This is a genomic window from Caballeronia grimmiae (assembly GCF_022879615.1).
GTDB classification, from domain to species: domain Bacteria; phylum Pseudomonadota; class Gammaproteobacteria; order Burkholderiales; family Burkholderiaceae; genus Caballeronia; species Caballeronia grimmiae.
The window spans coordinates 2,673,646-2,695,505 of the sequence record NZ_CP084271.1 but is presented as its reverse complement, the minus strand read 5'-3'; the positions used below and the strand labels follow the sequence as shown (position 1 = coordinate 2,695,505).

Genomic DNA, 21,860 nt, shown 5'->3' with positions numbered 1-21,860 from the left:
GCCCATAAGTGGGACATACGACGCTTAAACCAGGCTTAAGGCTGCACGCCGCTCTTGGTCTCGCCCGCGCAGCTTTCGTGCGGCTGCGCGGGCGAGGTCATGCATGTACGAGCTTATTGCTTCGAGAAGCGGATCACGGCGGTATCGACGCCCGCATCGGACAGGCGCTGACGCGCCGTGTTCATGTCCTCGAACTTCGCGAACGGACCAATACGCACGCGATAGTACGTCACACCGCCCGCATCACGCTGCGTCACCTTCGATTCGAAGCCCTGGAAGCCGAGACGCGCACGCTGCTGTTCGGCATCGGATTGCGTCTTGTATGCGCCGACTTGCAGGAAGTAGCCGGTGTTCACATCGCCGGGAGCGGGCGGCGTGGTCTTCGCGGTGGCGGGCGGGGCGCTGCCGGCCTTCGGCGGCGTGGCGGCCGTCGGCAAACTCGTCGAACCGTTCGTGCCCGGCGCCGCTTCGGGCTTTTTCGCGATGGCCGCGCTGCCGCTCTTCGGCGCGGAAGCCGTCGAGCCGATGGTCGGCGGGACTTCGACGATCTGCGGTTCGTCGAGCATGCCCGACGACTGCGTCTGATTGTTGCTCTGGCCGGGCGCGGTGTTCGGCGGCGTCGGTTGCGCGGCTTGCGGCACCGGCTGGCCGGGCGTCTTGCCTTGCAGCGGACGGTTCGGGTCGTACGGCTGCGCAGCGGGCGCGGACGAGGTTTCCGAGGCCGGCGGCGCGACCTTCGCCACGAACGGCGTCGGCGCGCGAGTGATGTACAGCGCGACGATCACGGCGATCGCGAGTCCGACGATCAGACCCAGCACGATCCCGAGAAAGGTTCCCCCCGTTTGCTTCGATTGCGACTGCTTCGACGTGCGGCGTGGTGTTGCCATCGTATGAATAACCTGCAAAAAAGTCTTCGAGTTGGCCGACGATTATAGCGGTCGCGTCACGCGCGCCCGCGCCATGCTCGCGTCCGCGCACGCCCTGTAGTCACAAAGTTACAGGGCGCGCGACAGGAGCGGAGATGCGCTTACATCTTCTGCGGTGCGGACACGCCGATGGTCGCGAGACCGTTTTCGAGCACCTGGCGCGTGGCCGCGAGCAGCGCGATGCGGGCCGTGCGCTCTTTCTCTTCGTCGACCAGCACGCGCTCGGCATTGTAGAACGAGTGAAATTCGCCAGCGAGATCGCGCAGATAGAACGCGACGGCGTGCGGCGCGAGTTCGTCGGCGGCGTGCGCGAGCATCTCGGGATACTCGGCGAGCTTGTTGAGCAGCGCCATCGCGCGATCGCTCGCGAGCGGCGACAGGTCCGCCTTCGCCGCTTGCGCGATGTCGCCGGCGTAGCGGTCCTTCCAGTCGCTCAGAATCGTGCAGATGCGCGCGTGCGCGTATTGCACGTAGTACACCGGGTTCTCGTCGTTCTGCTTCAGCGCGAGATCGATGTCGAACACGAATTCGGTGTCCGCCTTGCGCGAGATCAGGAAGAAGCGCACGGCGTCGCGGCCGCGGCGGATCGTGTCTTCGTCGAGTTGATCGGGCGCGGCTTCGCTGCCCGGCGTCATGCCGCCCGACCATTCGATCAGATCGCGCACGGTGACATAACTGCCCGCGCGCTTCGAGATCTTCACTTCCTGCCCGTCGCGCATGACGGTCACCATCTTGTGCAGCACGTAATCGGGATAACCCTTCGGGATGCCGATGCCGAGTCCCTGCAAGCCGGCGCGCACGCGAGCGATCGTACCGTGATGGTCCGAGCCCTGAATGTTGATCACCTTGGTGAAGCCGCGCCGCCACTTCGTGACGTGATACGCGACGTCCGGCACGAAGTAGGTGTACGTGCCGTCGGACTTGCGCATGACGCGGTCCTTGTCGTCGCCGTCGTCGGTGGTGCGCAGCCACAGCGCGCCGTCCTGCTCGTAGGTCTTGCCGGCATCGATCAGCGCCTGCACCGTCTCTTCGACGCGGCCCTCCTTGTACAGCGACGACTCCAGATAGAACTGATCGAACTTCACGCCGAAAGCGGTCAGGTCCATGTCCTGTTCGTGACGCAGATAAGCGACCGCGAACGTGCGGATGGCTTCGAGATCGTCGACGTCGCCTCGGCCCTTGACCGGCTCGCCGTCCTTCGCTGCGACCGTTGCGCCCGCCATGTAGTCACGCGCGATGTCGGCGATGTATTCGCCGTTGTACGCTGCTTCGGGCCACTCGGCGTCGCCGGGCTTGAAGCCGCGCGCGCGCGCCTGCGTCGAAATCGCGAGGTTGCCGATCTGCACGCCGGCGTCGTTGTAGTAGAACTCGCGATGCACGTCGTAGCCTTGCGTCGCGAGCAGGTTCGACAGCGCGTCGCCGAGCGCGGCCTGACGGCCGTGGCCGACGTGCAGCGGTCCGGTCGGATTCGCCGACACGAATTCGACGAGCACGTGCCTGCCCGCGTCGCGCGTCGAGCGGCCGAAGGCGGCGGCATCGTTGAGCACCGCCGGGATCACGTCTTGCTTCGCCCTCGCGGCGAGACGCAGATTGATGAAGCCCGGACCCGCGACTTCGGCACTCTCGACCAGCCCCTTCGCGTCCGGATGCGCGAGCAGGGCATCGACGATCTGCTGCGCGAGTTGACGCGGATTCGCGCGCAGCGGCTTCGCGAGTTGCATCGCGACATTCGACGCCACGTCGCCATGCGCGGCAACCTTTGGCCTTTCGAGGACGATCGCAGGTGCGATGAAGGCGGCTTCAGTCGCGCCTTGCGTGGATTGCGCGACCTGCTTGACCGCGTCGGAGATGAGCGTTTCCAGGATTTCTTTGTGTGCGGGCAGCATGCTGAATGTGATCCGGTGAAGCGGGTGCGGATGCGAAGGATGAAGGCGAAGCGAGACGCCATGCGACGCGGCTTCGGAGCCAACCGCCTGGTGAAGAACCACGCGAAACGACGCGAAACCACGCGCGATTCGGGCGTGAGACATTGCTAAACCGGGAGTTTAGCAAATGCTAAACTGTCTAAAGAGGGTGGCTGTCAGCGAAGAACAGGCTCGTCGGCGCTTGCAACAGGATTTGCATAGAAAGCCGGCTGTCATCCAACAAAAGGAAAGGACCTTCCCATGCTGATTACATTCAAGACCATGGCTGCACCCGATGTCATGATGCTCGATAACCTCGCGGAGTATTTGCTTGGCATCATCGGCAAGCCTCTGTCGGAGCGGGGCGTCATTACGCCGGCCGAACTGCCCGTCGCCATTCAGAAGCTCGAAGTGGCCATCGTGACCGACAAGCGAGAGCGCGCCGAACACGACGGGCATTTCCATGAAGGCGAGGCGGGCCACGATCCGCATGAGATTCCCATCGGACTCGCGCAGCGCGCGTATCCGTTTCTGGACATGCTTCGGCTTGCGCAGAAAGAGAACAAGGACATTCTCTGGGGCGTGTGACGCCTGACTCGCATCGTCAGCAGCGCGAAAAAAACCCGCATCGGCAACGAACGATGCGGGTTTTTTTTCTGCTATGAAGCGTGCGCTTACTGCGACTGGCCGCCTTCTGCCGGCGCCGGCTTGGCCGTCGTGGGCTTCTTCGGCTTCTTGGGCTTCTTCTTGTGCTCCGTTTGCGGCGGCGAGTAGGACGAAGCCTCGGTGCTGCTTGCCTGTGCAAAGGCAGCCGAACCCGACGCAGCGAACACAGCCGCAGCGATCGAAACGGCTACGGCGGACGTCATCTTCTTCATGCGACTTTCTCCGTGACGAAAGAATGCGTGGCCGTCGTCGTGACGGCCTATCGCGGCTACCAGTCTACGGAAATCAAAATGTTCCCGCCGAAAGCCTGCCTGTTTCCGGCTATCACGCGGGGAATATGTTGCGTGGGCGCAATCAACGAAGCGGAGCGAGCGCCCGTTCCGCATCCGACGACGATATCGCCATGCGCTCGGCGAAACTCTGCACCTGATCGTCACCGATCTTGCCGACCGAGAAGTACGTGCTGTCCGGATGCGCGAGGTAGAAGCCCGACACGCTGGCGGCCGGCAACATCGCCAGCGATTCGGTGACGCTCATGCCGAGTTCATCCGCCTGAAGCACTTCGAACATATCGCGCTTGACGAGGTGATCCGGGCACGCCGGATAACCCGGCGCGGGCCGGATGCCGACGTACTTCTCCGCGATCAGCGCTTCGTTGTCCAGCGTTTCGTCCGAGGCATAGCCCCACAGTTCGCGACGCACGCGCGCATGCAGCGCTTCGGCGAATGCTTCCGCGAAACGGTCGGCGAGGGCTTTCAGCATGATCGCGCTGTAGTCGTCGTGATCGGCTTCAAACTGCTGTTCCTTCTTGTCGACGCCGAGCCCGGCCGTGACCGCGAACAGGCCAATGTAATCCTTCACGCCCGAATCCTTCGGCGCGATGAAGTCGGCCAGCGAGCGATTCGGACGCATCACGCCATCGACGACCGGACGCACGCTTTGCTGCCGCAGATTGCGCCACGTCATCGCCACTTGCGAGCGCGATTCGTCCGTGTAGATTTCGATGTCGTCGTCGTTGACGGTGTTGGCCGGCAGCAGCATGACGACGCCGTTCGCCGTCAGCCAGCGGCCCTGGATGATGCGCGAGAGCATCGACTTGCCGTCCGAGAACACGCGCCGCGCCGATTCGCCGACGATCTCGTCGTTGAGAATCGCGGGATACGGGCCGGCCAGATCCCACGTCTGGAAGAACGGCGCCCAGTCGATGTACTTCGCCAATTCCGCGAGGTCGTAATTGCGAAACACGCGCCGCCCGATGAAGCTCGGCTTCTTAGGCGTGTACGCGGTCCAGTCGATCTTCGTCTTGTTCGCACGCGCCTCGGCGTAGGTGACCATCGGCTGCGCCTTCTTGTTCGCGTGCTGATAGCGGATGCGTTCGTAGTCGCTCTTGAGTTCGTCGAGATAGCGCGCAGCCCCCTCGTCCGACAACAGGCTCGACGCGACCGACACCGAACGCGACGCATCCGGCACATAGACCACCGGCCCCTCGTAGTGCGGCGCGATCTTGACGGCGGTATGCACGCGCGAGGTCGTCGCTCCGCCGATCAGAAGCGGCGTCTGCTTGCCGCGGAAGTATTCGTCGCGCTGCATCTCGGACGCGACGTAGGCCATCTCTTCGAGGCTCGGCGTGATGAGCCCCGACAGGCCGATGATGTCCGCGCCTTCCTCCTTCGCCTTTTGCAGGATGGTCGCGCAGGGCACCATCACGCCCATGTTGACCACTTCGAAGTTATTGCACTGGAGCACCACCGACACGATGTTCTTGCCGATGTCGTGCACATCGCCCTTGACGGTCGCGATGACGATCTTTCCCTTCGAGCGCACGTCCGCGCCGGCATCTGCCATGCGCTTCTTCTCTTCTTCGATGAACGGGATCAGGTGCGCTACCGCCTGCTTCATCACGCGCGCCGACTTCACGACTTGCGGCAGGAACATCTTGCCCGCGCCGAACAGGTCGCCGACGATGTTCATGCCGTCCATCAGCGGACCTTCGATCACGTTGATCGGGCGGCCGCCAGCCTGCTCGATCTTCGCGCGCACTTCCTCGGTATCTTCGACGATGAAATTCGTGATGCCGTGCACGAGCGCATGCGAGAGACGCTGCTCGACCGGCTGATTGCGCCATTCGAGGTTCTCTTCCTTCTTCGCCGCGCCGGTCTTGAACTTGTCGGCGATCTCGAGCAGACGATCGGTCGCGTCTTCGCGGCGGTTGAGCACGACGTCTTCGACCCGCTCGCGCAGTTCGGCGTCCAGATCGGCATACACGCCGAGCTGTCCGGCGTTGACGATGCCCATGTCCATGCCGGCCTGGATCGCGTGATACAGGAACACCGTATGGATGGCTTCGCGCACCGGATCGTTGCCGCGAAACGAGAACGACACGTTCGATACGCCGCCGCTGACCTTCGCGTACGGCAGGTTCTGCTTGATCCAGCGCGTCGCGTTAATGAAATCGACCGCGTAGTTGTTGTGCTCTTCGATGCCCGTCGCGATGGCGAAGATGTTCGGATCGAAGATGATGTCTTCGGGCGCGAAGCCGACTTCGTTCACGAGAATCTCGTAGCAGCGCTTGCAGATTTGCGTCTTGCGCTCGAAGGTATCGGCCTGGCCTTGCTCGTCGAAGGCCATTACGACGGCGGCCGCGCCGTAGCGGCGGATCAGATTCGCGTGATGGCGGAACGCGTCTTCGCCTTCCTTCAGCGAGATGGAATTGACGATGGCCTTGCCTTGCACGCACTTGAGGCCCGCTTCGATCACCTCGAACTTCGACGAGTCGATCATGATCGGCACGCGGGCGATGTCAGGCTCCGATGCGATGAGATTCAGAAAGCGCACCATGGCGGCTTTCGAATCGAGCATGGCCTCGTCCATGTTGACGTCGATAACCTGCGCGCCGTTCTCGACCTGCTGGCGCGCGACGGCAAGGGCTTCGTCGAACTGGCCGTTCAGGATCATGCGCGCGAACGCCTTCGAGCCTGTCACGTTCGTGCGCTCGCCGACGTTGATGAAAAGCGAACCGTCGGTGACGTTGAACGGCTCGAGGCCGGAAAGACGCATCGTGTGATCGGTCATTGTCTTGTCTCTTTGATGTCAGGCGGCGTCGCGGTACTGGGCGGGAAAGGGGCGCGGCTTCACGTCCGCCAGCGCCTTCGCAATCTCCGCGATATGCTCCGGCGTCGTCCCGCAGCACCCGCCCGCCAGATTCACCAGACCGGCTTCGGCGAATTCCTTCAGCAATCCCGACGTCACGTCCGGCGTCTCGTCGAAGCCGGTATCGCTCATCGGGTTCGGCAGGCCCGCATTCGGATAGCACGACACGAAGGTGTCGCACAGCTTCGCCAGTTCCGCGATGTACGGACGCATCAGCGCCGCGCCCAAAGCGCAGTTCAGCCCGAACGTGAGCGGCTTCGCATGACGCAGCGAGTTCCAGAACGCCTCGACCGTTTGCCCCGAAAGAATGCGCCCCGATGCATCCGTGACGGTGCCTGAAATCATGATCGGCACGAGTTCGCCGGTGTCCTCGAACAGTTCATCGAGTGCGAAGAGCGCGGCCTTGGCGTTCAGCGTGTCGAAAATGGTTTCCACGAGGAACAGATCGCAGCCCGCATCGAGCAGCGCCTTGGCCTGCTCGTAATAGGTATTGCGCAGCTCGTCGAAGGTGACGTTGCGCGCGCCCGGATCGTTGACGTCCGGAGAAATGCTCGCGGTCTTCGGCGTCGGTCCGATCGCGCCGGCGACGAAGCGCGGCTTGTCGGGCGTCGAGAAGGCATCGCAGGCTTCGCGGCCGAGCTTCGCCGATGCGAGGTTCATTTCGGCCGCGAGTTCTTCCATGCCGTAATCGGCCTGCGCCACGCGCGTCGCGCCGAAGGTGTTCGTCTCGATGATGTCCGCGCCCGCAGCGAGATACTTGTCGTGAATCTCGCGGATGATCTGCGGCTGCGTGATCGACAGCAACTCGTTGTTGCCTTTGATATCGCGGTCGTAATCCTTGAAGCGCTCGCCGCGATAAGCGGCTTCATCGAGCTTGTAGCGCTGGATCATGGTGCCCATCGCGCCATCGAGAATGAGGATGCGCCGTTGCAAAAGCGCGGGCAGCGCGGCGCCGCGCGTGTATTCGCGCTTGGGCGATTTCACGCCCGACGGACTCGGATTGGCGTTCTGGTTCATGACGGACAGGCCCTGTACCGGATGATGAAATAGTCCGTCATTGTAGCCGCAGCGAAGGGCAGTCGCTCTGCGCGGGACGTCCGGCGGCGCGTGCACGACGCACGAAAAAAGAACCCCGCCGATGAGGGACGGGGTCTTTCTGGCGTGTCGCTTGTTTGCCTTGCTGCATGGCTTGCCCGATCGCCGGCAAGCAGTGGCGGCGCCCGGCGCACGAAGCGCCTGGGCGGCGGATCAGTGGAGCACGACTGGTTGCGTCATCAAGATGTCGAACTGGCCGAGAAATTCATCGACATCCTCGAGCGATGGTTCTTCCTCGATCAGCTTTTGCACGTGCTCGCGAAACTTTTCGGCGAGCGCACCGTCGATGAAGATCTCCCGTTGCGTGTTCTTGTCGACGATTTCGTAACCGCCCGACATCATCGCAAGATGGTTGTCCTGCGGCGGAAATTCGACGACGCAATAGTTAGGGCTGTTGTAGATCATTTGCATGGCGACACTCCTTATTCCTTTTGCTCCTGGCAAACCTGCATCCTAAGTGGAGCGACGGGGTGGGAATTCAAGGGGTGGCCTCGACGTGATGCCGGTTTTATCGAGGCTATTTCTTGTGATACAAGCTCAGGCGGGTCCGCGCAAGAACGCATCCAGCAATGCGCAAAAACGCTGTGACACCTCGACCGGAGACAGATGTGCCGCATTCAGTAACTCGAATTGCGCGCCCGGCACAGTGTCGGCGATCACTCGGGATTCAGCATGCGGCGTGCCATTGTCCTGGTCACCGGCCACGACGAGCGTGCGTTTCGCTATGGACGCAAGCTCGGCGCGCGCATCGAAACGGCTCAGCGCCTCGGCTGCACGCGCAAAACCCTCAGCGGGCGTGTTGGTTATCGTCTCCGCAATCTGCTCGATGACTTCCGGATGCGCCTTGCGGAACTCCGCAGTGAACCAGCGCTCGAGCGTTGGTTCCACGATACCGGCTATTCCGCTTTCGCGCACGGACGCCGCGCGTTGCAGGAACGTCGGCCGCGCTTCCTCACGAATGTAGGCGGGCGCGCCGACGACCGTCAGCGAATCCACTTTGTCCGCATGGTTGATTGCGAACTTCTGCGCGACCATTCCGCCAATCGACAAGCCGACGACATGCGTCGACGGCGCGCCGAGCCGGTCGAGCAGTTCGGAGAGATCGTCGGCAAGATCGTCGATGGTGAATGCACCCGGCGACACCGCCGTGTACCCGTGGCCGCGCAGGTCGTAACGCAACACGGTGTAACTGTCGCGGAAATAACCGGCCATCTGGTCCCAGACCGACAAATCGCCCGCGAGCTGGTGGATGAACGTTAGCCAGGGGCCGCCGCCTTCGTTGTCGAGTACGTACCGCGTGTCGATGCCATTGATGTTCAACTGCATATCGGCTCCGGTGAAAGTGCTTGTCCGCGTGTGGATGCGTGCTTCGACGCGCCGCCTCAGGGCCGGATTTCGGGATTCGGGGCGGGCGCGGTTTCCTCAGATGCATCCGGCGTGCCCGGAGCCTCCGGCTCGACGGCAGCGGTCGGCGTCTGGAGCTTGCCGGCCCACAGCATTTCGACCTCCAAGCCGTTCGGCTCCGTTTGCAGAATCCGCACGGGCAGCCAGCCAAGGGCGGGAGCGAGCCATACATCGAGCTTGCGGCGGTCGCCTTCGCGGCGCGGCAGGCGCATGAAATGCCGCGCGGTCACGTATCCGTCGCGCGCTTGCACCGTTTCGTCGCCGACGGTTTCCATCGGCCAGATTTCGCTGCTGTCGTTATCCGCGACGTTGAACTGGCGGGTGACGCCGGGCTTGTACACGTCGGGTGCGCCGCGCACGAGACTCGTCAACTGCATGACGACGCTGAAGCGGTCCTGCGCGCCGTCGGCGAGCGGCTGGCTGTTCGGCGTGCGCGTGTAGACGATCTGCTTGGTATCGCGGTTGAAGATGGCGATATCGGCGGCGCGGCGGCCGCGTTGCTCCGAATACTGTTCCGGGGCGATGCCGAACGCATCGATATGGCCCTTGCTCGAATACACGAACGGCCCGACGAACGGCAGCGGAATCGAGACGACCATCTCGTAGCGCTGGCCGTCGTTGGTCCAGTGGATCGTGCCGGTCTGATTCATCACGCCGTTGACGAGCGTGTCGTAGCGCAATTCTCCGGTTGGCGGGACGTTGATCTTGTCGCCCGATGCGGCTGCGGGCGCTTGCGACGCGGATGCCGACGCCGATGCCGATGCCGATGCCGACGCCGATGCCGACGCCGACGCCGACGCCGACGCCGACGCCGACGCCGACGCCGACGCGCTTGCCGCCTCGGCGCTCGAAGCCGTGACTTCCGGCGATGCAGCGGCCAGCGCGCCAGGCTCGGGCGTCGCGGCGCTCACAGCGGGCGCAGGCGCCGGATGCGGTCGCGGCGCAGGATGTGCGGCCTTCGGCGGCGGGGCAAGCGGCTTCGCGGGCGTGGCTGGCGTGGCAGGCGCAGGCGGCGCGACGGGCTTCGGCGTCAGCAATTCCACTTGCATGGGCGGCCTCTCCGTCGGCGGCGGATTGGCCGGCTGCTTCGCGCGCTCCAGCCAGCGTAACCCGCCGGCATGCAAGCCGGCGACGACGAGCGCGGCCAGCACCCATCGCGGCCAGCGGCGGGGCGCGGCGGTCGGAGAGGCGGCAGAAGACTGCCCGCCCGGCGCGGGACGAGGACGGCGAAAGTCAGGCAAGGGCATCGAAACGGGGAGAGAAAGGCGAGCGCGCGTGGCAGAACGGGAGAATGGGTTATGACAAGCGCCGCTGATTCGATGTTCCTCAGTGCGCCGGGGCGTCGCTGGCGCGATACCCCAGTTCATACGACAGGCCGCGCGCGCATTCGCGGAGCGCGGCATCGATTTCGCCGCCCCAGCGCGTATCGAACGCGCCTTCGTGACCGAGCGCAATCAGCCCGAGCGCGAGATCGCCGGTCGAATCGAAGACCGGCGTGCAAAACGCGTGGATGGTCGGCAGCAGCATGCCTTCGACACGCGCCGCGCCGTGCTCGCGGACATCGGCGAGAAGCGGCTCGATATCGGCGATTGTCTGCTTGCTGGCAGCGAGTTCGCGGTCGAGCATCGCCTGCGTCTTGCTGCGCGGCAGATAGGCGGCGAACAGCAGGCCGGTCGCGGATGAGAGGAGCGGCATGACATCGCCCAGTTTCAGCGATGCCTTCGCCGGATAGCTCGATTCCATCCAGTGCACGACGGTCGGCCCCTGATTGCCCCACACGGCGATGCCCACCGTCTGATCCAGCCGGTCGCGAAGCTCGGCCAGTGCGATGCGCGCGAGCCTCACGCCATCCACGCGAGCAAGGCGCGCCAGTCCCATCTGCAGCGCGAAGCCGCCGAGTTCATAACGTCCCGACACCGGATCCTGCGATACGACGCCGAGCCGCACGAAGCTCACGAGATAGCGATGCGCCTTCGCCGGGCTCATGCCCGCGCGCTGTGCGAGGTCGCGCAACATCATCGCGCGTGGCTCGCGGGTTAGCACGTCGAGCAGGCGGAAGCCGACTTCGATCGACTGAATGCCCGAACGCGCTTTCTCTTCGGAAGCGTCGATGTCGTCGTCGTCGGTGGTGGCGGAAAGGGTCGAAGGCATGGAAAGCGTCGAAATCGGCCGGATGGCTGGCGATTCACCATCGTAAAATAGATTTCCCTTAACGTCATCTCACGCACCGACTCCGCTTTATGAAACTCGCCACGCTGAAGGACGGCACGCGCGACGGCCAGCTCGTCGTCGTTTCGCGCGATTTGCGCACGGCAGTCATCCCCGACGGGATCGTCACGACGCTGCAACGCGCACTCGACGACTGGACCTTTTACGCGCCGCAACTGATCGAGCTATACGACACGCTGAACCAGGGCCGCGCCCGTCATTCTTTTTCGTTCGATCCGAAGTCGTGCATGGCGCCGTTGCCGCGCGCCTTCCAGTGGGCCGATGGCTCGTCGTACGTGAACCACGTCGAGCTCGTGCGGCGCGCGCGGGGCGCGGAGATGCCGCCCGAGTTCTGGACCGATCCATTGATGTATCAGGGCGGCAGCGACGATTTTCTCGGGGCGACCGACGATATCGTGTGCGCGTCCGAGTCCTATGGGATCGACTTCGAGGCGGAAGTGGCCGTGATCACCTCGGATGTCGGAATGGCCCCCACGCCCGACGAAGCCTTGCGAAGCGTGCGTCTGCTGATGCTCGTCAACGATGTATCGCTGCGCAATCTCATCCCTGCGGAACTGGCGAAGGGCTTCGGCTTCTTCCAGAGCAAGCCCGCGACCGCGTTTTCGCCGGTGGCCGTGACGCCCGACGAACTTGGCGACGCATGGCGCGAAGGCCGCGTGCATCGCCCGATGATCGTGCACTGGAACGGCAAGAAGGTCGGCCAGCCGGAATGCGGCGTCGACATGGTGTTTCACTTCGGCCAGCTGATCGCGCATGCAGCAAAGACGCGCAATCTGCGCGCGGGGTCGATCGTCGGCTCGGGCACCATCTCGAACAAGGACGCGACGCGCGGCTACTGCTGCATCGCCGAGAAGCGGTGTCTCGAAACCATCGAGCACGGCGCGGCGCAGACCGGCTTCATGCAGTTCGGCGACAGCGTGCGTATCGAAATCTTCGACGAGGCCGGCAAGTCGGTCTTCGGCGCGATCGATCAGGCCGTCGTGCAACTGGAGCACTGAGCGCGCACTGAGCTAGCACGAGGGCGCAACGGGTTTCGCCCGATGCGTCGACGGCGCGCGTCACCGTACACTTGCCGGGCGTTGCGGCGCCCGTGCCGCACGACGACAACAACACGTACAAAGGAGATGTCGATGCGCGGTGGAAAGTGGATGGCGGCGGCAGTATCGTTGGTTCTGGCGACAGCATCGTTCGCGCAGACGCCGCATGTGAAGATCGGCCTCGTGCTGTCGCTGACGGGGCCGGCCGCGTCGCTCGGCATTCCCGCCCGCGATACGGTGGCGCTCCTGCCGAAGGAAATGGGCGGCAGGCCCGTCGACTATATCGTGCTCGACGACGCCTCCGACACCACGCAAGCCGTCCAGACGACGAAGAAGCTCATCACCGAAGATCAGGTCGATGCGATCATCGGCTCGTCGATCACGCCGAACTCGCTCGCGATGATCGATGTCGTCGCGCAAGGACAGACGCCGATGATCTCGCTGGCGTCGTCATCGAAGATCATCGAACCGGTGGACGACAAGCGCCGCTGGGTCTTCAAGACGCCGCAGACCGACGCGATGATGGCGTCCGCGATCGCCGAGCACGCGAGCAATCACGGCGTGAAGACGCTGGCGTACATCGGCCAGGCCGACGCCCTCGGCGAAACCTTCTACGCGGAAGTCGCGAAGTTCGCACAGCTTCACAAGATCAACGTGGTGGCGAACGAGCGCTTCAACCGCACGGACCCGAGCGTGACCGGGCAAATCCTCAAGATTCTTGCCGCGAAGCCGGATGCGGTGGTGGTCGGCGCGGCCGGCACGCCTGCCGCGCTGCCGCCGAAGACGCTCGCGCAACGCGGCTACAAGGGCCTCGTCTATCACAATCACGGCGTAGGCAACCGCGACTTCCTGCGCGTGTGTGGCGCGGATTGCAACGGCACCTTCCTGCCGACGAGCCCGGTGCTGGTCGCCGCGCAGTTGCCCGACGATCATCCGGCCAAACGGCTCGCGCTGAGCTATATCAAACTGTATGAGGCGAAGCAGGGCGCGGGAACGGTGTCGGCGTTCGGCTCCTACACGTGGGATGCGGGGATGCTGCTCGAACGCGCCGCGCCCATCGCGCTGAAAGCGGGCGTACCCGGCACGCCGGCGTTCCGCAACGCACTGCGCGATGCGCTCGAAGGCACGAAGAACTTCGCGGATACCAATGGCGTCGTCAACATGACGCCCAACGATCACATCGGCCTCGATCAGCGCGCCCGCGTGATGGTCGAGATACGCGACAGCAAGTGGGTGTATCAGCCGCGCTAACGCCACCTGCACTTGAAACCCATCGACATGAGCGATCTTTCCCTGTACTCCGCCTATACGTCGCTGCAATTGCGCCGTCACGCGCACGGCGTGCTCGAAGTGGTGATGCCCGGCGCGGGCGCGAACAAGAGCGGCCTCTCCACCGCCGACGCCAACATGCACCGCGAACTGGCGGATATCTGGCGCGACATCGATCGCGATCCCGAGACGCGCGTCGCGCTGATTCGCGGCGAAGGCAAGGGTTTCTCGGCGGGCGGCGATCTCGCGCTCGTCGAGGAGATGGCGAACGACTTCGAGGTGCGCGCGCGGGTCTGGCGCGAGGCGCGCGATCTCGTCTACAACGTCATCAACTGCAACAAGCCGATCGTCTCCGCGATGCACGGCCCGGCGGTCGGCGCGGGGCTCGTCGCGGGGCTGCTCGCGGATATCTCGATTGCGTCGAAGTCGGCGCGCATCATCGACGGACACACGCGGCTCGGCGTCGCCGCCGGCGATCATGCGGCGATCGTGTGGCCGCTGCTGTGCGGGATGGCGAAGGCCAAGTACTATCTGCTTCTATGCGAGCCGGTGAGCGGCGAGGAGGCGGAGCGCATCGGGCTGGTATCGCTCGCGGTGGAAGAAAGCGAACTGATGCCGAAGGCAATCGAAGTCGCGAACCGGCTCGCGCAAGGATCGCAGACCGCGATACGCTGGACCAAGTACGCATTGAACAACTGGCTGCGCATGGCGGGGCCGACCTTCGATACATCGCTCGCGCTCGAATTCATGGGTTTCGCCGGGCCGGACGTGCACGAAGGCATGCGTTCGCTGCGCGAGCGCCGCGCGCCGGATTTTCCCGGCGGCGCGCCGTTTTAATGACCTCGCGCAATTGCGTAAATCAACCAATCATGGAGAGAGTCGAATGACCGATAACACTGGCGGCACCCCGCCGTTTTCGATTCCCGGTTTCCCCGGATTCGGCCAGGCCGACATGATGGGCAAGATGTGGGAAATGATGCGGCTCAACCCGTTCGCCGCCGCGATGCCGGGCGGCGGCCAGGGCGTAGGACCGTCGCTGTCGATGATGTCCGACATGCTCGCGCCGCTCACCAACATCGAGGAACTCGACAAGCGCGTGACCGACATGCGCGCGGTCGAGCAATGGCTCAAGCTCAATCTCAACATGCTGCAATCGGCGATTCAGGCGCTCGAAGTGCAGCGCGCCACGCTCGCCACGCTGCGCTCGTTCGGCGCGTTCGCGCAGACGTCGATGGAAAGCGCGAAGAACGCGGCGGCGGACACGCAGAAAGCGGCGGGCCGCTGGCCGATGGGCGGCGCGGCGAAGCCCGAGGAGCCGAAGCAGGAAAGCAGTCCGCAGCCGTCCGCCACCGACGACGCGGCGCAGCCGGCTGGCAGCGTGCCGCCGGGCTTCGATCCCAGCGGCTGGTGGAACGTGCTGCAATCGCAGTTCAATCAGCTCGCCCATCTCGCGATGCTTCAGCCCGGCATGACAGGCGCGGCGGGCCAGCAGGACGCGTCGGCGGAAACGACGGCGCAGAGTCCCGCATCCGGCGATGCGGCCGATGCCGGCGAACCCAAGTCCGATGCCGCCGCAGCCAAAAAGGCGGCTGCAAAAAAAGCGCCGCCGCGAAAGAAAGGCGAGTGAGATGCGGCTGTCCGCCTGACCGGGCCGGCTGGGAAATGAATCGGCGTGACGCCCGGCGGCTGAAAGGTCACCGGGCGTTTTCTTTGCGTGCGGTCAGGCAGAGCCGGAATCGAGCGCAGTGCGAACGGTCACTTTCTGTCCATCATTAAGTGGCCGCTTACTCGCGCTTTGTCCACCCCGCATATCAGGCACGCTGCGTGCATAGCGGATATGTGTGATCCATGTTCACTCTGTCCATGACAAACCCATCTAACGAAGACCCCGTTTCCGGCGAGGATGCCGGCGACACCGCCCAGAACGACGCTCTATCGGGATCGCTGCAATCGCACGGTTTCGAAAGCGGGCTGACGGGCATCGGCATTGGCGCCATCGCGCAGGAAATCGGGCTGACCAAGGACACGCTGCGCGTGTGGGAGCGCCGCTACGGATTCCCGCAACCGCTGCGCTCGCCGGGCGGCGAACGGCTGTACCCGCAGGAGCAGGTGTCGAAGCTGCGGCTTGTGAAGCGCCTGCTCGACGCGGGGCATCGGCCGAGCAAGGTGCTCGCGCAGCCGGTCGAGCAACTGCAACAACTCGCGCAAGCATCCGGGATCGGCCAGGACGCGCCGGATGTGGAGCTGGACCAGATGGTCGCGTTGCTGCGCAACGGTGCTTACGAGGACTTTCGCTTCGGATTGCTCAAGCGCGCGACGCGCGACGGCCTCGAGCGCTTCGTTCTCGACGTGGCCGCGCCGCTTTCGGCGCGCGTCGGCAATGCGTGGGCCGCGGGGACGTTGCAGGTCTATCACGAGCATCTCTTCAGCGAGGCGCTGCAGGTTACGCTGCGCAGCCTCATGCGTCCGCTTTCCGACGCGATGCGCTCACGCGGAGGCCGTCCGCGCGTGCTGCTGACGACGCTCTCCGGAGAAGGTCACGGTCTCGGCATCCTGATGGCCGAGGCGATGCTGACGCTGTCGGAATGCACGTGCATTCAGCTTGGGCTACAGACGCCCCTGCACGATATCGCCAGCGCGGTGACCGCGCACGATATCGATATCGTCGCGCTGTCGTTCACGTCGGTGCTGCCGGCGCAGGTCATCGGCAATGTGCTGACGGAGCTGCGCAGCATGCTGCCGTCGCACGTGCGGATCTGGGTAGGAGGCAGCAGTCCGGCGCTGCGCCGCAAGATTCACGAGGGCATCGATCAGTTGCCCGGCCTGACCGCAATCGCCGAATCCGTGGCGGCCTGGCGCTCGACGGCCGTGCTATCATCGACCGGCTTGCCGGAGCAGCCGCAGACGGCGAACTGACACGGGCTTGCAAACAGACGGCATCGGCGAGAACGGCATCGGCGGCGCGTTAGCCACGGCCGGCGCGAACCGGCGCAACATGCCGCTGTCACAAGCGTAGGCCACGCTGGAAACTGCGCGGCACGGCGGCGCCACGAAGGCCGGTCCTACCTCAGGCACAGGTTTCGCTCATCACCCACGGTAGACAAAGACGCATACAGCGCGCATCAGCACATGACGCGTGAAGCTCATGCGCGGCTTATTGCGTTGCCGCCGCGCTAAATATGGCGCTTTGTTGTCGGTTTTCGTCTGTGAGCGCTCGAATCCCGCGTAAAATTGAAAGCTTGGTTGCTCGCGCGCAATGTTTAGGTGCGCGCCCGGGCCGAGAGTCATATAGATATAACGTCGCATAAGTGGCATCAGGGGTGACTATGAACACCATGCTTTATCCGGAACTTTATAAGTCGCTCGAATCCGTCCGTTGGGATATGGAGAAGGACATTCCATGGGACAAATTCGATGCGTCGCTGCTCTCCGACGAGCAGGCCAAGACCATCAAGATGAACGCGATCACCGAATGGTCCGCGCTTCCTGCAACGGAAATGTTCTTGCGTGACAACCATCACGACAGCGACTTCTCCGCTTTCATGAGCGTGTGGTTTTTCGAAGAGCAGAAGCATTCGCTGGTGTTGATGGAGTACCTGCGCCGCTTCAAGCCCGAAATGGTGCCGACGGAAGAAGAACTGCACGCCGTGCGTTTCGAATTCGATCCGGCGCCGCCGCTCGAAACCCTGATGCTGCATTTCTGCGGCGAGATTCGCCTGAACCACTGGTATCGCCGGGCAGCGGAATGGCATACCGAGCCGGTCATCAAGCACATTTACGAAACGATCTCGCGCGACGAAGCCCGTCATGGCGGCGCGTATCTGCGCTACATGAAGAAGGCGCTCGCCAATGCGGGCGATTCGGCGCGCGCCGCGTTCGCGAAAATCGGCGTGCTGATGGCGTCCGCGCGCCGCACGGAAAAGCCGCTGCATCCGACGAACCTGCACGTGAATCAGGCGCTTTTCCCGCGCGATACCGTGCAATCGCGCCTGCCCGATCCGGAATGGCTCGAGCGCTGGCTCGACGACCAGATCCGCTTCGACGATAGCTGGGAGAAGAAGGTCGTCGAACGCATTCTGCACAACCTGTCGATCCTCTTCGAGCGCTCGTTCGTCACCGCGCAGGAGTTGAACCGCTATCGCAAGGAAGTGGTGCAGCGTCTGCAAGCGGCGTCAGGCGGCGCGGCCGCGCAGCAGCCGGCCTGATCGCCGGAACAAGTTTTTGAGCAAGCGGCCCGTCAGGCTCCAACTGACGGGCCGCTTTTTTTGCATCCCGAAGGTTCAGCGCAGCGCCCGGAAGCCTCGAGCCGCCGTGGCACAATGCGCGCTCTTGAACCACTGCATCGAGCATCGCCATGCCCGCCATTTTCGAACGCAAGATCACCACGCGCGACGCGCTCGCCGCGCTCCGTCCGACGCTCGCCGGGCCGGTCGTATTCACCAATGGCGTGTTCGATATCCTGCATCGCGGACACGTGACCTATCTCGCCGATGCGAAGGCGCTCGGCGCGACGCTGATCGTCGGCGTCAACAGCGATGCCTCCGTGCGGATGCTCGGCAAGGGCGAAGATCGCCCGATCAATCGCGAAGACGATCGCATGGCGCTGCTGGCGGCGCTTGAAAGCGTGGACTGGGTGGTGAAATTTGAAGAGCCGACGCCGCTGCAACTCATCGGCGCCGTGCATCCCGATGTGCTCGTGAAAGGCGGCGATTACGACATGGACAAGCTCGCGGAATCGGCGCTGGTGCGCGGGTGGGGCGGCAAGGCGATGGCGATCGCTTTCGAGCATGACCGCTCGACGACCGCGCTGCTCAAGAAAGTGCGCGCGCAGTCCTGACGCGATGCCGCTCTGCCGGTCTACTGGCTGAGCGGCGCAGTTTGCACTTTGACAGAGGGCGCGGGACCGCCGACTTGCGGCTGATCGGCAGCTTCTTCGGGATGGAGCGGATGCATGGTTAGCGTTTCAGGCCGGACCTGCTGCATCAGGTGTTGCGGCTCGCGCGCGCCGGCCGCCGGCAGCGGGCCGAAGGTGCCGTGTACGAGCGCAAACATTACAAGGTTGGCCAGGGTCAGGATGGCGATGAGCCAGCGCAGCATTCTTGGGCTCCGTTAGTCGATTAGAATCAGGATGAGTGAAGCGCCGCCGTTTCCCGCGCGATGAGCGCGAGTCCCGACAGCACCAGGGAATCATGGCGAGTGTAGGGCGCGTCGAGCGCGCCCGCGATTTCATCGGCGGCGCCGCCGCTCAGCACGAGACGGACGTCCGCCTGCCAGTCGTTGCGCAGATCGCGCCATGCTCGCTCGATCAAACTCGCTTGCGCCAGCAGGCAACCGGACGATAACGCGGCGGCCGTATCGATCGCGAAGAGGGCGTGCGGCTTTTCGACGGCGGCGTTCAGCGCGCGTTTTGCGCCCGCCGCGTCGAGCGTCGGCAATTGCGCGGTGCGGCTGCCGAGCGACTGCATCATCAGCGACCAGCCCGGCGCGATCAGTCCGCCCGTGAAGACGCCGTCGGCGCGCAAGGCTTCGAGCGTCGTCGCGGTGCCGAACGTGGCAATCAGTACGTTCTCCCCCGGATAGGCCGCGCGCGCGCCGATCAGGCCGGCCCAGCGATCGCTGCCGAGCTTTTCCGGCTCCGCATAGCCGTTGGTCACGCCGCATTGACGCGGCTTCGCCCGGACGACGGTGCGCGGCAACGCGGGCCAGCGCGCGTCAATAAGACGTTCGATCCGGTCCTGCACCGATGCGCCCGCCACGTTCGAAATCCACGCGTTAGCGGGATCGGGTAGCGATGACCACGCGGCAAGCGCCGGGTCGTCGGATTGCGATGCTTCCCGCTCGTGCTCCAACGCGCCGCTCGCGATGGGCGCGCCGGTTTCATCGGCGAGCGACCACTTGATGCGGCTGTTGCCCGCGTCGATCAGCAGTATCCGCGCGTCGCTCACGGACGTTCCTTCGCGAGGCGCAAGCTCAGTTCCCCCGTGGCGACGGCGCGCGGTCCTTCGGGTGCGTCGATCAGCAAGTGGCCGCTGTCGTCCACGCCCGATGCCACGCCGCGCGTGATTTCCTGCCCTTGATCGAGCAGTACGACTTCGCGGCCGGCGTAGGCGTGCGCGTCTGTCCAGCGCTGGCGGAACGGCTTGAAGCCTTCGGCTTCGAAGCGCGGCAGGGCGGCATCTAGCGCGTTGAGCAGCGCGGCGAGCGTGTCGGTGAGATTCGCGCCCGGCCACGCGCGGGCGAGCGAGGCGGGCGCCGTGCCGGGAACGGCGGACGCGGCCTGGCGATTCGCGTCATCGACCTGAGCGGCGAGGTGCTCCGCGCCATGCAGATTGATGCCGATGCCGATCACCACGGCCGTCGCGCCCGGCCCCGTCCATGCGGTTTCGATGAGGATGCCGGCGAGCTTGCCATCGTCGAGCAGCACGTCGTTCGGCCACTTGAGGGCGGGCCGCGCGGACGGCGAGAGCGGTAGGCGCGCGAGCGCATCGAGCACCGCGACGCCGATCGCCAGACTCAGCCCCGATAGCCCTTCGATAGGCCGCCGCAGCACATAGCCGACCGACATCAGCAGCGCGTTGCCCGGCTCCGCGAGCCAGGCGCGGCCCCGCCGGCCCCGGCCGGACGTCTGCGAATATGCGACGCGGACGACGGGCGCGGGCGGATCGGCCGGCGCGTTGTCGCGGGGCTGGGCGCGCAGGCGTTCGATGAGATCGGCGTTCGTGGAGCCGGTTTCATCGACGATTTCGATGTCCCAGTCATGCGCGGGACGCGGGGCGAGCGTCGCGAGCCGGCTGCGATCGATGCGCCACGGGGCGTCGGGGGCGAAGGAAGCGGAGGGGTTCATGCAGGGTATTGTAGCGGGGCGGTATGCCGATGCCCTTCCTCGCCGGGGTCGCGCGAACGCGAGACGAAGCGTCTTTTGCGCAGCGTGGCGGCCGATGGCCAAAGCCTTCGCTCGTCAGCGATGCGCCGAGGCGTGCTGCGGCGGACCGCCCCAGGACAACCTTCGTTACAATGTCCTCTCCCTCCCATCCCGCCCCAACACCCTTGAACTTCGACACGCCGCCCCGCCTTCGAGTGGAAGCCGGTCAGCAAGGCAAGGTGGTCCGGCTCTCGGGCCAATGGACCGCGCTCGCGCTTGCGCGTGATCGAGCCAAAAGCGGCGTCACGCGGCGGCTGCGCGCCATCGGGCGGGAAGCCATCGGCCAGTGGGACCTGCTCTCCGTCGAGCGCCTCGATCACGTCGGCGGTCAGGCGCTATGGCGCATCTGGGGCCGCAAGATGCCCGCCACCATCGCGCTGTCGGACACCCAGCGCGAAATCTTCGAGCGCGTCGCACTGCTCGACGCCGAACGCGAGGAACCCGAACCCGTCGACCGCACCGGCCCCGTGACACGGCTCGGACAACTGATCTTCGGCTTCCTCGATCACGTGTACGGCGGCCTGGCGATGTTCGGCACCTTTCTCATCGATCTCTTCGCCATCGTGCGGCGTCCAAATCGCACGCCGTGGACGGAGATCTCCGCGAACATCTATAGCGCCGGCGCGCAGGCGCTCGCCATCACGGCGCTCGTCGCGTTCCTGATCGGCATCGTTCTCAGTTATCTGTCGGCGCAGCAGTTGCGCATGTTCGGCGCGAATCAGTACATCGTGAACATCCTTGGCCTGTCGGTGATACGCGAACTCGGGCCGGTGCTCTCCGCGATTCTCGTCGCCGGGCGCTCCGGCTCCGCGATCACCGCGCAGATCGGCGTGATGCGCGTCACCGAGGAACTCGACGCGATGCAGGTCATGGGCATCCCGCACGGTCTGCGGCTCGTCCTGCCGCGCGTGCTCGCGCTCGGCATCGCCATGCCGCTGCTCGTCATGTGGACGAACATCATCGCGCTCGTCGGCGGCGCGCTCGCGGCCAAGCTCGTGCTGTCCATCGACATATCGTTCTTCGTCCGCTCGCTGCCGTCCGTCGTGCCGATCGCGAATCTGTGGATCGGGCTCGGCAAGGGCGTCGTGTTCGGCATGCTGATCGCGCTCGCCGCCTGTCACTTCGGCTTTCGCATCAAGGCGAATTCGCAAAGTCTCGGCGAAGGCACGACGACTTCCGTGGTCACGTCGATCACCGTGGTCATTCTCGCGGACGCCGTGTTCGCGATCCTCTTCCAGAACGTGGGGCTATAAACGCA

The 21,860-nt window shown here is 64.6% G+C and carries 21 protein-coding genes; 9 read left to right on the top strand and 12 right to left on the bottom strand.

Going from position 1 to position 21,860, the window contains the following annotated elements:
• Window positions 1–113: 113 nt before the first annotated feature.
• Window positions 114–887 (bottom strand): SPOR domain-containing protein, encoded by a 774-nt coding sequence (locus tag LDZ21_RS12915; protein WP_244793631.1) that lies wholly within the window; start codon window positions 885–887, stop codon window positions 114–116.
• A gap of 140 nt (window positions 888–1,027) precedes the next feature.
• The gene (argS, locus tag LDZ21_RS12910) at window positions 1,028–2,812 is read right to left on the bottom strand and encodes an arginine--tRNA ligase (RefSeq protein ID WP_244793630.1); all 1,785 of its coding nucleotides are present in this window, start codon (window positions 2,810–2,812) and stop codon (window positions 1,028–1,030) included.
• Window positions 2,813–3,091: 279 nt separating this feature from the next.
• On the opposite strand from argS, the gene LDZ21_RS12905 reads away from it, so the two are divergent.
• Entirely contained in the window at window positions 3,092–3,418 is a 327-nt protein-coding gene (locus LDZ21_RS12905) for a DUF1840 domain-containing protein (protein WP_035967092.1), read from the top strand.
• 86 nt (window positions 3,419–3,504) lie between these two features.
• Here the strand turns inward: LDZ21_RS12905 and LDZ21_RS12900 are convergent, their stop codons facing one another.
• The 7 genes from LDZ21_RS12900 to LDZ21_RS12870 all read right to left on the bottom strand — a co-directional run bounded on the left by LDZ21_RS12900 (window position 3,505) and on the right by LDZ21_RS12870 (window position 11,296).
• Window positions 3,505–3,708 carry a hypothetical protein gene (locus LDZ21_RS12900; RefSeq protein ID WP_052005886.1) on the bottom strand — a complete coding sequence of 68 codons (204 nt, stop codon included), beginning with the start codon at window positions 3,706–3,708 and terminating at the stop codon, window positions 3,505–3,507.
• Window positions 3,709–3,850: 142 nt separating this feature from the next.
• Window positions 3,851–6,568, bottom strand: coding sequence for a methionine synthase (gene metH, locus LDZ21_RS12895; protein WP_244793629.1), 2,718 nt, complete (start codon window positions 6,566–6,568; stop codon window positions 3,851–3,853).
• 18 nt (window positions 6,569–6,586) lie between these two features.
• The gene (locus tag LDZ21_RS12890; protein WP_244793628.1) at window positions 6,587–7,663 is read right to left on the bottom strand and encodes a homocysteine S-methyltransferase family protein; all 1,077 of its coding nucleotides are present in this window, start codon (window positions 7,661–7,663) and stop codon (window positions 6,587–6,589) included.
• A 231-nt stretch (window positions 7,664–7,894) separates the two neighbouring features.
• Entirely contained in the window at window positions 7,895–8,152 is a 258-nt protein-coding gene (locus tag LDZ21_RS12885; RefSeq protein WP_035967089.1) for a BTH_I0359 family protein, read from the bottom strand.
• Window positions 8,153–8,278: 126 nt separating this feature from the next.
• Window positions 8,279–9,067, bottom strand: coding sequence for an alpha/beta fold hydrolase (locus tag LDZ21_RS12880; protein WP_244793627.1), 789 nt, complete (start codon window positions 9,065–9,067; stop codon window positions 8,279–8,281).
• A 56-nt stretch (window positions 9,068–9,123) separates the two neighbouring features.
• On the bottom strand, window positions 9,124–10,392 hold the full coding sequence (locus tag LDZ21_RS12875) for a DUF3108 domain-containing protein (RefSeq protein ID WP_244793626.1): 1,269 nt from the start codon (window positions 10,390–10,392) through the stop codon (window positions 9,124–9,126).
• Window positions 10,393–10,471: 79 nt separating this feature from the next.
• On the bottom strand, window positions 10,472–11,296 hold the full coding sequence (locus LDZ21_RS12870; protein ID WP_244793625.1) for an IclR family transcriptional regulator: 825 nt from the start codon (window positions 11,294–11,296) through the stop codon (window positions 10,472–10,474).
• Window positions 11,297–11,385: 89 nt separating this feature from the next.
• Here LDZ21_RS12870 and LDZ21_RS12865 point away from each other — a divergent pair, with 89 nt between their 5' ends.
• The 7 genes from LDZ21_RS12865 (at window position 11,386) to rfaE2 (ending at window position 18,517) form a co-directional block, all read left to right on the top strand.
• Complete coding sequence (locus tag LDZ21_RS12865; RefSeq protein ID WP_244793624.1) at window positions 11,386–12,372, top strand: fumarylacetoacetate hydrolase family protein; 987 nt, start codon at window positions 11,386–11,388, stop codon at window positions 12,370–12,372.
• Between the two features lie 150 nt (window positions 12,373–12,522).
• The gene (locus LDZ21_RS12860; RefSeq protein ID WP_244794849.1) at window positions 12,523–13,662 is read left to right on the top strand and encodes an ABC transporter substrate-binding protein; all 1,140 of its coding nucleotides are present in this window, start codon (window positions 12,523–12,525) and stop codon (window positions 13,660–13,662) included.
• Between the two features lie 27 nt (window positions 13,663–13,689).
• Window positions 13,690–14,517: an enoyl-CoA hydratase/isomerase family protein gene (locus LDZ21_RS12855; RefSeq protein ID WP_035961885.1), complete on the top strand. Its 828-nt coding sequence runs from the start codon at window positions 13,690–13,692 to the stop codon at window positions 14,515–14,517.
• Window positions 14,518–14,563: 46 nt separating this feature from the next.
• A complete protein-coding gene (locus LDZ21_RS12850; protein WP_244793623.1) occupies window positions 14,564–15,307 on the top strand; it encodes a PhaM family polyhydroxyalkanoate granule multifunctional regulatory protein in 744 nt (247 codons plus the stop codon).
• A 236-nt stretch (window positions 15,308–15,543) separates the two neighbouring features.
• The gene (locus LDZ21_RS12845) at window positions 15,544–16,596 is read left to right on the top strand and encodes a MerR family transcriptional regulator (protein ID WP_244793622.1); all 1,053 of its coding nucleotides are present in this window, start codon (window positions 15,544–15,546) and stop codon (window positions 16,594–16,596) included.
• A 410-nt stretch (window positions 16,597–17,006) separates the two neighbouring features.
• The gene (locus LDZ21_RS12840) at window positions 17,007–17,885 is read left to right on the top strand and encodes a ferritin family protein (RefSeq protein ID WP_244793621.1); all 879 of its coding nucleotides are present in this window, start codon (window positions 17,007–17,009) and stop codon (window positions 17,883–17,885) included.
• A 149-nt stretch (window positions 17,886–18,034) separates the two neighbouring features.
• Window positions 18,035–18,517 carry a D-glycero-beta-D-manno-heptose 1-phosphate adenylyltransferase gene (gene rfaE2 / locus LDZ21_RS12835; protein ID WP_244793620.1) on the top strand — a complete coding sequence of 161 codons (483 nt, stop codon included), beginning with the start codon at window positions 18,035–18,037 and terminating at the stop codon, window positions 18,515–18,517.
• Between the two features lie 20 nt (window positions 18,518–18,537).
• Here the strand turns inward: rfaE2 and LDZ21_RS12830 are convergent, their stop codons facing one another.
• The 3 genes from LDZ21_RS12830 to LDZ21_RS12820 are packed head-to-tail and all read right to left on the bottom strand — an operon-like array spanning window position 18,538 to window position 20,524.
• The gene (locus LDZ21_RS12830) at window positions 18,538–18,777 is read right to left on the bottom strand and encodes a hypothetical protein (protein ID WP_244793619.1); all 240 of its coding nucleotides are present in this window, start codon (window positions 18,775–18,777) and stop codon (window positions 18,538–18,540) included.
• Window positions 18,778–18,803: 26 nt separating this feature from the next.
• Window positions 18,804–19,625 carry a type III pantothenate kinase gene (locus tag LDZ21_RS12825; protein ID WP_244793618.1) on the bottom strand — a complete coding sequence of 274 codons (822 nt, stop codon included), beginning with the start codon at window positions 19,623–19,625 and terminating at the stop codon, window positions 18,804–18,806.
• Window positions 19,622–20,524, bottom strand: a complete 903-nt coding sequence (locus LDZ21_RS12820) for a biotin--[acetyl-CoA-carboxylase] ligase (protein ID WP_244793617.1) — start codon at window positions 20,522–20,524, stop codon at window positions 19,622–19,624. The genes LDZ21_RS12825 and LDZ21_RS12820 overlap by 4 nt, the downstream gene beginning before the upstream one ends.
• A gap of 203 nt (window positions 20,525–20,727) precedes the next feature.
• Between LDZ21_RS12820 and LDZ21_RS12815 the strand changes: the two genes are divergently transcribed.
• Window positions 20,728–21,855: an MlaE family ABC transporter permease gene (locus tag LDZ21_RS12815; RefSeq protein WP_244794848.1), complete on the top strand. Its 1,128-nt coding sequence runs from the start codon at window positions 20,728–20,730 to the stop codon at window positions 21,853–21,855.
• Window positions 21,856–21,860 lie beyond the last annotated feature (5 nt).